Raw genomic sequence first — 13,160 nt, forward strand, 5'->3', positions numbered from 1 at the left:
CGCTTATAAGTCTCCGAAATCAAAGTCATTAAGTTCATCGAGTTTCTCCTTCTCTTCTTCCCCAAGCGGACGCTGCAAGGCTTCGCCAGTCGCAATGGCGCCAAGCCCCCATAGTTCCCCCATGAGCTCAGCGATGTTCGCCTTCTCTCTTGCTTCAAACGTCCCGAAAGCTCTCCGCAAAAAGACGAGCGAGCGATAAAATTGCTCATTCTCAAGCGATTGAATATAAGCATCGAGCTGCTCCCACAAAAAGCTGCGCGACAACAAAGCGTACCGGTTGCGCATGGCAAGCCCCTCGAACCATCCTGCTCCAAGATCTGCCGGAATGCCCGGTGATAATCTTCGCGACATTTCCTGCGCGCTTCTCACTTCATCCACTTCATTTCGTTCCAGCAAAATGGCAAAAGCGAGTCCCGACAGTTTCGCATTGCGATCGTCACGCATTGATAATTCGCGCAGCTTCTGCAGCCAAATCTGATCGTCGACGATTTCGTAATGTTCCTGCGCGATGCTGTGGAACGTTTGAATAGCGCTTGCCATCGTTTTGGCCGCCTCGTCATTGCAGTTCGCAGCATCGACAAGAAGGAGCGAACCCCGAAGAAACAGCTGCTCAAGCAGCGGAATGAGCGAATCCGTCGCGATTCGGCGGATGGAGCCGTATCCAATTAAAACGGACAATTCCAAAGCTGCCGAAGCGATTTGTTCGAAGTTTCCTGAATCGACGGCAAGCTCCTGCAGCACTCCTCTTGCCTGCTCCATTAAGCTTGGCAAATCAGATGTGCAGGCGAGGCGAATGATTCGAGATGCTTCGGCAATGTCGGCGCATGCCTGCAGCTTTTCATGAATAACGAACGCGGCTGCAAGCTCAATCGTCTCCCCTTTCAAGGTCGATTCAACCGCTTCAATTTCTGCCTCCGGCGACCACTGCAGCACCCAATTTTCCGCCCAAGAAGCCGAAGCCTGACTGACATGCTGTTTTTTTACAAAGCTGATGCCGAGCAATTCCAGTCGATGCAGGAGCACGGACCGATTCAAATCGATAAAAGCGGCTTCAACCGTTTTGACACGGCGATTTTCACGCAAATCAAGCTCGAGCGTTGTGGCTACCGTCGTTTTGTATTTCTCCAGCTTAAACCGCTTCAGCTCGCGATTAAGATCATCTTGAATGGGCGTTTGGCTGACTCCGTCCGGCAAGCTGCCAATAGCTGTACCAACATCCGTTCTGGCCAAAGCTTCTGAAATAACGGACAATTCCCCGTACCCCATCAAAACGATCGCCGCATCGCGCAATTCCCTCCAAGTCGGCGAAGTTCCATCATGCATGACGGCCAGAGCTTGCGCCAATCGAACCCCTTCAATGACCGAAGCAGTCGAACGATAAGTCCCTTGATCACGCAAGTAAGCAGCTACTTTCGATAAATACAACGTCGGAAGTTTCCACAGTTCATTTTGCTGCAAGCATGTCCAGAAAAGTTCGTAATAGGCAGGCGCCTGATTGCCGGCTCCATAACCTGAATATGTTGAAAGCTTATAGTAAGAGTAAGGCATCAGCGTAATTTTCGTACGAACTTTAGGCAGTCCTTCCAGCTCGCGATCGGTCATAGGCGGCAATTCAGGGCGCAGTGCTGAAGCGTGATGTGCACCGGTGACGACGACGATTTTTTCAGGTGCGTGACCTGAGCGGATCGTCTCCTCGATTTTTCTCCGCATGTAAGCTTCGCGTATTTCGTTGTAGGCCGCTTCTTCCGGCGCAAGACTCTGCTCGGCTTCTTGCATTAGCGCTCTCATCTGAATCGAGTAATGATCGATCGCCTCGCGGTACGCCTCTTTACTTGTACAATGCTCAAAATAGCGCTCCCAATACGCTTCATAGTCCGGTTCGCCCGAAAGTTCGGTGATTTGTTCATACATTTTATTTTGCAATTGAACATAACTCGCGCGATCGCTCGTCTCATTCTTTCCTTCGCCCGCTTGCACCGCTTCTGCTTTCGCCTTGCATCCAGCGCCTTTTCGATTCTCATACAAAGTCAGCGAAATCGTCGAGGGCAGGTCCATAAATTCCGCATGAATGCCATGCTGTTTCGCCCACCGAAAAGCCTCGTACTCAGGCGAATAGCTTGCAAAAGGGTAAATGAGCGTGCGCACCGGCAGTTCCTCCGTATAAGCGAGCAGCGCGACTGGCGGTTTGACTCCGCTCATCGTCAGCTGATGAATATAATCGTTCGCATCGCTCGGACCTTCGACCAGAATAGCCGTCGGCTGCTTTTCTTCCAGAAGGGCTCGCAGATGGTACGCGCCCGCCGGTGATAAATGCCGAATGCCGAACACATTCACTCGTTTTTTTTCGCTCACCCGTTCAGTTCCGAGCAGACGTTGTACAGGCTCCGCCATGTCGATCCCCGCTTCTTCATTACATTTTCCAAATATTCCTTCCAGACGAGCTTGTCCTTCTCCTCATCCTTCACGATCGCACCTTGCAAGCCTGCGGCAATATCTTCATCGCTGATGGTGCCGCTGCCAAAGCTGCCGGCAAGCGCCATACTGCCCGTTAACAAGGAAATAGCTTCCGCTGTCGAAATAACCCCACTTGTCGGCTTCACTTTCTCTTTGCCGTCCATTGTCATGCCGCTTCGAAGCTCCCTGAAAATCGTGACGACTTTGCGTACCGCCTCATCATCCGGTAAGGACGCCTTCAGCTCATAACTCGCCGAAATTTCAGCTACGCGCTTGCATACGATGTCCACTTCCGTATCCAAATCCGATGGTGCAGGCAGCACAATTATGTTGAAACGGCGCTTCAATGCTGCTGACATGTCGTTAACGCCACGATCGCGCGTATTGGCGGTAGCTATGACAGAGAAACCACGTGCTGCCGAAACCTCGCTTCCCAACTCAGGAACGGAAATCGTTTTTTCAGACAAAATTGAAATGAGCGCATCTTGCACTTCGGAAGCGCAGCGCGAAATTTCTTCAAATCGGGCAATCCCTCCTGTTTCCATCGCGCGATAAATTGGACTTTTAATAATCGCCTGCTCGGAAGGCCCTTGCGCAAGCAGCATCGCATAATTCCAGGAATAACGAATTTGCTCTTCGCTAGTTCCGGCCGTACCTTGAATCACTTTCGAAGAATCACCATGAATGGCTGCCGTCAAATTTTCCGACAGCCACGATTTCGCCGTTCCCGGCTCGCCAATTAGCAACAGCGCACGATCTGTCAGCAATGTAGCAATTGCCATTTCAACAAGTCTGCGATTCCCGATATATTTCGGTGTAATGGTGACATCGCCCGCTTTGCCCCCAGTAATGAAAGTTAACACCGCTTTCGGCGAAAGCTGCCAGCCAGCCGGTTTACTGTCTTTATCGACACTTTTCAGTGCTTCTATTTCTGCGGCATACAGACGCTCTGCCGGCAATCTAACGACATTTTGCTCTTGATTTGAACTCATACGCTCATTCCTTTCTGTGCTTCAACCGTTCCTTCTGCTTGCTTAGCTCGAAGGTTCTCGACAATTTCCATTAATTGTTCTTTAAATCGCTCTCCTTTTGGCGACTGAGCGAAATGCTCCAATTGATCTGCATAAGTATATGGCAACATATGGAATAAATGGAATAGAAGCGAATTCGAGTATAGATAGTAATATCGTTTAATTCCTCCATTCTCCAGCGCTTCCATCACCAGATCAGGTGCTTCCTCATGCCCTAGCTTGAGTAATGTGATGAGCATTTGGGCCGTATTGTCATTTGAAAGATCAAGTTGATTTTTACATTTATGAATCAAATAAGTAATAACTGTCGAACTCGGACGTGTTGCCGTGCCGTACACAAGTCTGCACACCAAGTCATCTTGATTCATTTTCATAAACAAATCAATCCATCTTGCGTCCCAGTTTTGCGTCCATTGCTGCTCTTCTTCTAGATCGGCATTTAGTTGACGCACCATGTTCGGAATGATGCGTGGTATATAATCCAGCAGTTCCTTAACTGTTTTCCTGGAGCGCTCCTCAAATTCCGGCGCGAATCTTTCATAAACATCCGCTGGCGATAGCAGCTTGAAAGCTGCCCACAGGCTGTTGCAGATGAAAGCCTTTTTATGTTTATCTTGCAAATCGAGCACAAATGGAAGTGCCTCCGAATATTGCATATTTTGCAGCATGTTGACCGCCATGTTTTGAAGCCAATAAGTATGCTGACTGACAAATCCCGGTGTGGATAACAGCTTGGTAAGAAGCGTATACACTTCCTCACTTTCAAATCCATCCAAGCTTTGCAGATCTACATGGAGCTCTTCGACAGCCTTCTCCAGCTCTTTGTTCTTTTCTTTCTTTTTCTCCTTGTCTGCCTCATTCTCCGTCACTTTTGTTTTCTCTTGCGCCAGTGAAACAAGAATACGTTCGAAGGCAGCATCCGCATGAGCAATAACTTGATTCGCAAGACGAAAAGAGCTGGACCTGCGAATCGGCTCAACGGCCATTTCCCGATCTTTCGACTTCAACACAGCAAACAGACGATCGAGCGCTTGTTCCGTGCCCAAAGTCGACAGCGCATGATAAGCCGCCTCTCGAATTTCTTTCTTCTTATCGTCCGCCTGCTCCAAAATAAACGACTCTTGATCGGCAAAATGGCCTAAAATTTTAATCGCAGCCGCACGAACCTCGACAGATCCCTCTTGAGCCGCAGCTAAATACAGATCAAGCCCTTCTTCCTGCTGCAAACGATAAATATGCTCCAGTCGCCGGGCATCTCCCTTGCCGCCTTGTTGTCTGAATTGCTGGTGCAGCACAGGCAATATTTCCGGTCCATAAGCGAGCAGTACTTGATTATGGATAAAATCAGCAATTTCCGAGTAGCCGTCATCCAAGGCGTCTACTGCCGAAAACATGACACGGAAATCGTTAAAAAGACCCTCCTCATGTGCCTGATGAATCACTTCCCATCTTCCCGAGCCTTTAGTGTTCAGCGCTTCAATAAGTGGCTGCAGCTTGCGATAAGGAATGTTAGTGCCAATTTGGATTTGCGTTCCCGCTATAGCATGGCGTTCAGTTTGCGGTTCTGTTTTTCCTTGCGTATATAATACAGAAGTTAGCAGCGTGCCCAAATCCAGCAGCTTAACCGCGCCATCCTCCCGATTCGACTCCAATACTTCCTGCACCGCTTGCGCGATTCGTTTGAACACTGCCGCCGACTCTCCAAACTTATGCAGCTGAGGCAGTATTTTCTTCAAGTTAAAATCGCCCGCAGCCATTCCGCTGCCCGCAATGAACAGTCTGCGAACCTCCCGATTCAAATCAAATAACAGATCGATACTCATGTATGTCTTCTCCTCTTCCTTAATAAAGCAATCGAATGATGCCTTGATCTGTGACGATGCTTAGCAATTGGGCATGCAGCCGGTTATTATCCATATCATGCTCAAATCTGACTACAGCGGCTTGCTGCTTGAGCACGTCTTGATGAAGCATCGGCAGCATATGAGCTGTTGACTGTTCCACCGATTCTAAATCCGAGAGCTGCAGTTCTTTGCCTTGTCCGTCCAATAAGACGGGTCCATTGCTGCTGTGCATCAGCTGATCATAAGCGAGCAATAGGACGGGACATTTATCCGACAGCGGGTTTTTGATTTGATTTTTAACGATTTTGACCGCTTCCGTAACGGAGGACAGTGCTTTGGATTTCACAGCCTGGAAATCTTGCTCTGTTACTGGACGCGGAACTGCCCCTTCCCAGCGAATTCTGCAATTCAGCTCGCCCGGGTAAATCATAAGCTCTTTCACATTCACAATTGCAAAGTAAGAATCTTCTTCCTTGATAAACTTCGCTGCACGGAACGGACGGTACGTCCTTGTTGTATAAACGGTGCCTGATTCCACATCCGCCCAGAATGATTCGTCGACGTATTCCCCTCTTGCCTCATCCGCATAGGAGTTAAAGCTCAGCTGCATTAGGTCCCGATCGCTTTGAACTCTGCCGCATTCGCGCAGCTCCGCCAGCTGCCAAGCATGACCGATCCATTCCTCAATCGTGGAGTCCAATTCAGGCGCTTGTTCCGGATTGTCCAATTTTTGCTGCAAATAGCCGCGGCTTTTCTTGAGTAACGTATGCAGCGTGGATAAGTAAGCGGACGCCTTGGCATAGATCGTTTCTTGTTCCTCATCGGATCGAAGCAGCACAATGAGATTGCGCATTGCCGTCTGGATGCCTGGTATATAATAATTGCCAAGCTGTTTCGCTTGATCTTCAATCATTTTCAACATTTGCTTATCCAAACTGCCTAATCCTGATTGTACGATTTGATGAAGCAGCTTCTCAAAAATAGCAATCCCTTCGAGCTGTGCTCCTATTTTTTTTAGCAGTGCCGATTTGCTCGTCTTCCGTTTCGTCGGCTTTTCTTTACTGGTCGCCTCACTTTTCTTCTGCTCCCGCTTTTCGACCTTCTCCCTTTTTCCCATAATATCTTCCGGAATCGGTGCTGTCTCGAAAGGCGTTTCGGCTGCATAAGCATACATCAAGCCGAGCAAATGCTTACACGGGAACTGGCGGCTTGGACATGAGCAGCGAAACACCGGCTGTCCCTCGGTCATCCAGTCGACGGAGCAGCGATACGGTTCTTTCCCGCTTCCTTTGCACTCTCCGAATAAAAGCTTGCCATCCTCCGTCTTGCAAAGTTTCGTGAAGCTTTTTTTCTTGAACAAGTCTTTGCCGTTTTTCATTGCGGCGCTGTTATGCGCCAAACTGTCTACATACGCTTCCGATAAATTGATCATGGAGTCCCTCACCTAAAAAGTTTTCTTTCTTCAAAAATTCCACACCCTGCCTCGTAATCCTTTTGTTCGATAGTCTCGTCTTTCTTTTCGCTTCGCCATACTCCCACCCTGTTCGTTCCCTTGCATTCATGACATGATAATGATGGATCGTTGATCGACAAGCATACCCAGGCATTGAGCTCAGGACACTCCCGCAGTGCGGACAACTGTTAGGTGCTTCGTATTCTGTATGTGCAGCGGCCTCGATTCTACCAATAGAAAGCAGTCCTTTCTAGACTTTGCGCTCTTCAATGAGCATTCGACTAGGAATCGAATTCACAACAAATTGCGGAATAGTCGAGGGATAGTCGGTGGCTTCCTATACACACTGCAGTTGAGCTTAGCAATCCGCGGAATAAATGGGACGACAGCGCCAAAATCACGAACACTTCGGACTGGAGAAGCGAATCGTTTTCGAGACTCGTCTTACAATACGAAATTCGTCACAAAGCGTTCCCTCCCAACATTTTAAAGGGGGATACCTATGTTTACGAAAATCACCATTCAAGAAGACGAGCGAGGTTTGCTGTTTCGCGACGGGAGATATGTGAAGCTGCTGCAGCCAGGGACGAATCGCTCCTTGCCTTTCTCAAATGGTTGTGGAGATTATGTCTGTGTCGAAGCGTTTTGAGATGAAAAATAAAATAAAGATCTGGAGCTATTCCTCCGCTCTTTCCTTAACATAAAAACGCCATCTCTCCACTGGCAGCGATGAGGTCAGGGGTTCAGTCCGCGGGCACGGAACGAATGAATAGCTTCGAAGCTTTGCTTCCGTGGAGGAGCACGGCGTCCGAATCTTCCGCTAGTATGCTGCGCCGTGTTAGCTTCGTCAGCCGTTTAATCAAAGGACATCCCCCTAGGCTCCACCTTGACATTGGATCAATCCTGTGAGCAGTGGAGAGTCCGCAGCTAGTATAGTACACTTGAATATAGAATGATTAACATGAGGAAAGGATACAGTATGAGAAGCTATCTTATTTTTGGGGCAAGTAAGGGTCTGGGAGACGCATTTGTGAAAGGTTTGCCTGAACATGGTGATCAAGTATGGATCGTCTCCAGAAGCAGGCCGGGCAGTCTGGATCTCAATGATGGCATAAAGCGGATATGGATTGCTGCCGATCTGGCGCAGCCGGATGTTGCGCAAGTCATATCAAAGGGCATTCAAACGGAGAAGATCGATGTTCTAATTTATAACGTAGGAATTTGGGAAAAAGAAGGGTTTGAGGCTCCATATACTTTTGACAAGGATGAGGCAAGTGACATTGCCAACATTATAAATGTGAATATAACTTCAACAATTACCTGCATACAGGCTGTACTGCCTAATCTTCGCAAATCAGAAGCGGGTAAAATTATTCTAATTGGCTCCACAGCGGGACTGGACCATACGAATAACAACCAGGTATCATTTGTAGCTTCCAAGTTCGGTCTGCGTGGCATTACTCATGCACTGCGAGAACATGTTCGTAAGGATGGCATTGCGGTCACTTGTGTGAATCCGGGCGAACTGGCAGCAGAAATTCCTTATGAGGATGGTGCGGACAAAGCGATTGCTGAATATAACGGCACAAGAATTCCTGTACAGGATATTGTCTCAATTGTGAAATGCGTCGTCAACCTCTCTAGGGTTTCCTGTGTTAAAGAAATTCATATTCCAGCAATGAGCGATTTGAATGCATAAATTAGCTTCGTCTGACGTTTAATCAAAGATTCGGACATCCCCCTAGGCTCCATAAGTAAAACGCCACTACATTTGTAGTGCCATTTTTTATGTCCAGGGGGCCAAACCCCGAGGGTTCAGGGTTCAGTCCGCGCGCACGGAACGAGTGAATAGCTTCGAAGCTTTGCTTCCGTGGAAGAGCACGGCGTCCGAATCTTCCGCTAGAATGCTGCGCCGAATTAGCTTCGTCAGCCGTTTAGATCAAGATTCGGACATCCCCCTAGGCTCCATATAAGTCAAAAAAGCCTTTAAACACAGGAATTTCCGAGTGTTTAATGGCTTTTTTCTATGCCGAGATAGTTATGATTTGAGGTCGTTTTTCAACTCTTCATTACGATTTTTCACAAAGTTTACCCCCTTATAAATCATCAGGGAATAAAAAGACTGAACACGTTTGCTCGTATCCAGCGTATTGATTACCTTTAGCCAATTACCTATCAGTATAGGTATCAGGTGTACAATATATAAATTTCATCTGATATAATACTCATTTTTCACAAAAGGAAAATGATGTATATTGTCGAATGATCATTATTAGAGTCTTTAAGGGGCGAATTATAATGAGAATAGATGGTGAGCGCGGTGTACATTTCCAAAATCAATTTGAGAAACTTCAGAAATTTTAAAAATAGCACATTCAAATTTGTAGATGGAGTTAATACCTTACTAGGTGAAAATGGGGCTGGAAAAACTAATGTTTTTTACGCTATGAGACTTTTACTAGATAACGATTTACCTAGAATAATTAAATTTAACGAAAGCGATTTTAATCGCAATATTAGTTGGAAAGGCCATTGGATAATAATTAATATGGAGTTCTCTGACCTAAATAATAGTGAAGGAGTACAAAGTATTTCGCATGGAATAGAGCACATGGATGGAAATTCTAAAGGATCATATTGTATGTATTTTCGCCCCAAAAAAGCAATTCGTCAGAAGCTTTTTGAGATTACTAAAAACGGCAGGAAAAAAGATGATTTATTTTCCTTCTTAACTAATATTACTTTGGATGATTATGAAGTAATATTCACTTGCCGTGGTACAGCTGATTTTTCTAATGACAAAGTATATAACAAATACGTAGGAAATTTTGATCAAGTTGTGTTTCCAGATCCATCCATTGAAGCTCAAGATTATTTGGGAGTCCCAGTATATAAATTCTCGCTATACAACGAAGTAACATGTACTTATATAAAAGCATTACGTGATGCAGTTTACGAATTACGAAATACTAAAAACAATCCACTTCTTAGTCTCATGCGTGGTATGAGTGAAAAAATAGAAGGAGAGCACATCCTTGAACAAGTAAATAGTTTAAATTCAACTATTAGTAGCTTAGATGAAGTTCAACACATGAAATCACGTATTGTATCTACTTTACAGAATACTGTTGGTATAACATATTCTCCTGTAATAGATATTAAGTCGCAGTTACCATCTGATCTTGAAAAACTACTTCAATCTCTTACCTTGTGGGTAGGTGATTCAGATGATGAGGGTTATCAGGGGCAACTCAGTGAATTGAGTTTAGGTGGAGCAAATATAATTTATATTAGTTTGAAGTTACTTGAATATGAATTGAAATTGTCTAGAGAAAAGAGTGTTCATTTTCTTTTAATTGAAGAACCCGAGGCTCATATTCATACTCATGTACAAAAAACTCTTTTTGATAAAACCAACTATCATAATACACAAGTCATTATATCAACGCACTCAACACATATTTCAGCAGCTAATAAAATTGGGGCTGTAAATATTCTTGCAAAGCGAAATCACGAATCAGCAGTTTTTCAACCGAGTAACGGTCTAGAAGAAGATGAAATTGTGAAAATAGAAAGGTACTTGGATGCTGTCAGATCAACAGTTTTATTTGCTAAAGGAATAATACTAGTAGAAGGCGATTCAGAACTTATTTTAATTCCAGCAATGTTTAAAGAAATTTTCAATATTAGTTTGGATGAAATTGGAGTTAGTCTCGTCAGTGTAAACAGTACTGTTTTTTCTCATATTGCTAAATTATTTAATGAAGAAAGAATTCAACGTTATTGTGCAATTGTAACAGATTTAGATAAATCAATTGTCCCATTACATGACGATCCTGAAAGTGATAATTTATTCCAAAAAAAATGTAGAGCGTCACAAATAGCTGGAGAGAGAAGACGAATAGCCCTTGATAGTATGTTTCAGACCAATAAATGGGTGCAGCCATTCTATGCTACGTATACCTTTGAGGTGGATTTTTTATTGAAGCATAATGCATTCGAGATAGTAGGATGCTTAGATCAAATTTATGAGAGAGATTCAGATATAGAGAAGTCTACTGAGTTACTTGAATTATTGGATGTAACCAAATCGGGAACTGAGGTACTTAGGTTAGCAAAGAAAGTCGGAAAAGGTTGGTTAGCGCTTTTAATTGCTGAACGTTTGAATTTTCTGACCTACATTCCAGACTATATTTTAGAAGCAGTGGCGTTTTCATGTGCTCACCTAACAGATAGTCATTTCGAAAAAATGGCTGATTTTCGGATTAATGAAGGTGTTAAACGTAAAGACGAGGATTATGTATCGGCTATGAATGAAAAAAAACAGCTTGATGATATGCAATTAGAACATTCAATATATATTGCTGAGTACATGAGTTTATATAGAAAATTTCTGCCGAATGATCCGGTATCACTGCTCCTAGCGAAAATGAGGCTATAGTTATGTTTGAAGATCTTAATCCAGAACAGAGAGATATTGTAGAAGCTGAAGGAAATGTGTTGGTTACTGCATGTCCAGGAAGTGGGAAAACACGTACACTAACAAGAAAAATTGCATATGAACTTTCGAAAATAGAGTCTAGTAAATATATAATAGCAATAACATTTACAAATAGGGCTGCCGATGAGATACAAAAGAGAATAGATTCGATGAATATCGATACTGAAAACCTTTGGACTGGGACTGTTCATTCTTTTTGTTTAGAGTGGGTTTTGAAATCTTATGCAGGTTATAATGACAAAACTAAAAATGGTTTTACAGTAATTGACGAGTTTAGGCAAGAATCTCTTATGAACACTTTGAAATCGAACTATGGTTTTAAATATTACGATAGTATAAATACAAAATTTAATCGTAATGGTGATGTAATCAATAGCTCCCCAAGAAAAGATAGATTGATTGTCGATTATCACAATCATCTGAATCAAAATAAATTAATAGATTTTGATATGATATTGTATATCGCATATCGTATTCTACTAGAAAAGCCCAAAATAGCAGAAACGCTCTCTAATTTATTTTCTATGTTTCTGGTAGACGAGTATCAAGATACTTCAGATCTTCAATATGCAATTATTAGTAAGATAATTCGATCTGATAAAGGGAAAACAAGGATATTACTAGTAGGAGATCCCGACCAAGCCATATTTGATACTCTTGGTGGGGTGGCAAAATCATTAGAAGAAATAATTAATGAGATCGGCGGCTATCCTGTAACACATTGCAATTTATCGGGCAATTATAGATCTTCGCAAAGAATAATTGATCTGTACAGAACTTTTCAACTTACTAATTCTCAGATAACTGCGCTAGGTAAAAACGCATCTGAATACGGAAATATTACCTTTAACGATACAGTAAATGTAGAGGAATTAAGCAATGAAATTGCAAGATTAATTAAATGGAATCTCGATAACGGTGTTCCGATGAATGAAATATGTGTTATTGCTCCTCAATGGATGCTGCTGGTTCCAATGGCTAGAAGGTTAAAAGCGTTATTGCCTGATATTCACTTTGATGCGCCTGGGCTTTCACCTCTTCCAAGACGTGCAGAAAATTTCTGGTTTAAGGTCGCTCGTCTTTTCCTTACTCAACCTAGCCCTAATATGTATCTTAATCGAATAAGATGGGCAACTGAAGTTGTAAAGGAACTAAATCAATTTATAGGAAGTCCAATTGACCTTTCGGCTAATGGATTGCTAAATCTAACAAACTCAATTCATTCCAAAAAAACAGATGGAGAACAATTTTTGAAGGAGAGTTTTAATAAATTTCTTAAGAATCTTAATATTGTTTTAAAAGAACATGATTTGTTGCGAGAACATTATGAGTCATTTTTTGCTGGTGTGAAACAGCGCTTGCAGCGAGAACTTTCTCAAACTTCAATGGGTGTGGAAAGCTTTCGAAATATGTTTAAACAACACAAAGGGGTTGTTGTCAACACTTGTCAAGGAGTTAAAGGAGAAGAGTTTGAAACTGTAATAGCTTATGGTTTGCTTGAAGGACTTGTGCCTCATAGTTCTTTGAAATATCAATCTCAAATAGCTGAAAGTTCTTCAAAAAAGCTGTTGTATGTTATTTGCTCACGTGCAAAAAAAAATTTGCACTTGATTTCTGAGGACGGTCGCGATAGATATCCTGAGGTCAATAAGCAACTAAATGGCTTGCAATTTAATTTTGACTCTTAGGGAAAAGTAAACAGTCAGTTCGTCTTTACATGGTCACATTTTGGTTACACTTTTTCTTTTCCAAGCGCCGTGGGGACACTCGAACGTAGAAACATAAAATTCAAAGAGGATTTTTCCTGCAAGGTATCCCCCGCTTTTTCCTTAACTTAAAAGACCCCATCTCTCCATTGGCAGCGATGAGGTCAGGGG

The 13,160-nt window shown here is 43.6% G+C and carries 8 protein-coding genes; 4 read left to right on the forward strand and 4 right to left on the reverse strand.

Annotated elements, in window-relative coordinates; genetic code table 11:
• Positions 1 to 3 precede the first annotated feature (3 nt).
• From AC58P5_RS11030 to AC58P5_RS11045, 4 genes are read right to left on the reverse strand one after another with little or no spacing between them, the layout of a single operon-like run.
• Positions 4 to 2,391: a DUF5682 family protein gene (locus AC58P5_RS11030; RefSeq protein ID WP_497386336.1), complete on the reverse strand. Its 2,388-nt coding sequence runs from the start codon at positions 2,389 to 2,391 to the stop codon at positions 4 to 6.
• Positions 2,349 to 3,446 carry an ATP-binding protein gene (locus AC58P5_RS11035; protein ID WP_377661468.1) on the reverse strand — a complete coding sequence of 366 codons (1,098 nt, stop codon included), beginning with the start codon at positions 3,444 to 3,446 and terminating at the stop codon, positions 2,349 to 2,351. The genes AC58P5_RS11030 and AC58P5_RS11035 overlap by 43 nt, the downstream gene beginning before the upstream one ends.
• On the reverse strand, positions 3,443 to 5,308 hold the full coding sequence (locus AC58P5_RS11040; RefSeq protein ID WP_497386338.1) for a HEAT repeat domain-containing protein: 1,866 nt from the start codon (positions 5,306 to 5,308) through the stop codon (positions 3,443 to 3,445). The genes AC58P5_RS11035 and AC58P5_RS11040 overlap by 4 nt, the downstream gene beginning before the upstream one ends.
• Before the next feature lie 19 nt (positions 5,309 to 5,327).
• Positions 5,328 to 6,761 carry an SWIM zinc finger family protein gene (locus tag AC58P5_RS11045; RefSeq protein WP_497386340.1) on the reverse strand — a complete coding sequence of 478 codons (1,434 nt, stop codon included), beginning with the start codon at positions 6,759 to 6,761 and terminating at the stop codon, positions 5,328 to 5,330.
• 523 nt (positions 6,762 to 7,284) lie between these two features.
• On the opposite strand from AC58P5_RS11045, the gene AC58P5_RS11050 reads away from it, so the two are divergent.
• The 4 genes from AC58P5_RS11050 (at position 7,285) to AC58P5_RS11065 (ending at position 12,971) form a co-directional block, all read left to right on the forward strand.
• A complete protein-coding gene (locus AC58P5_RS11050) occupies positions 7,285 to 7,431 on the forward strand; it encodes a hypothetical protein (protein WP_156972824.1) in 147 nt (48 codons plus the stop codon).
• 330 nt (positions 7,432 to 7,761) lie between these two features.
• Complete coding sequence (locus AC58P5_RS11055; protein WP_497386342.1) at positions 7,762 to 8,481, forward strand: SDR family NAD(P)-dependent oxidoreductase; 720 nt, start codon at positions 7,762 to 7,764, stop codon at positions 8,479 to 8,481.
• A gap of 621 nt (positions 8,482 to 9,102) precedes the next feature.
• Entirely contained in the window at positions 9,103 to 11,223 is a 2,121-nt protein-coding gene (locus AC58P5_RS11060; RefSeq protein ID WP_497386344.1) for an ATP-dependent nuclease, read from the forward strand.
• A gap of 2 nt (positions 11,224 to 11,225) precedes the next feature.
• A complete protein-coding gene (locus tag AC58P5_RS11065) occupies positions 11,226 to 12,971 on the forward strand; it encodes a UvrD-helicase domain-containing protein (RefSeq protein ID WP_497386346.1) in 1,746 nt (581 codons plus the stop codon).
• The last annotated feature ends 189 nt before the right edge of the window (positions 12,972 to 13,160 follow it).

The organism is Paenibacillus sp. JT31N7, from assembly GCF_059692095.1.

Excerpts from the sequence above, each read along its gene's own strand:
- AC58P5_RS11030 (WP_497386336.1), bottom strand. The coding sequence starts at position 2,391 with ATGGCGGAGCCTGTACAACGTCTGCTCGGAACTGAACGGGTGAGCGAA.
- AC58P5_RS11035 (WP_377661468.1), bottom strand. The coding sequence starts at position 3,446 with ATGAGTTCAAATCAAGAGCAAAATGTCGTTAGATTGCCGGCAGAGCGT.
- AC58P5_RS11040 (WP_497386338.1), bottom strand. The coding sequence starts at position 5,308 with ATGAGTATCGATCTGTTATTTGATTTGAATCGGGAGGTTCGCAGACTG.
- AC58P5_RS11045 (WP_497386340.1), bottom strand. The coding sequence starts at position 6,761 with ATGATCAATTTATCGGAAGCGTATGTAGACAGTTTGGCGCATAACAGC.
- AC58P5_RS11050 (WP_156972824.1), top strand. The coding sequence starts at position 7,285 with ATGTTTACGAAAATCACCATTCAAGAAGACGAGCGAGGTTTGCTGTTT.
- AC58P5_RS11055 (WP_497386342.1), top strand. The coding sequence starts at position 7,762 with ATGAGAAGCTATCTTATTTTTGGGGCAAGTAAGGGTCTGGGAGACGCA.
- AC58P5_RS11065 (WP_497386346.1), top strand. The coding sequence starts at position 11,226 with ATGTTTGAAGATCTTAATCCAGAACAGAGAGATATTGTAGAAGCTGAA.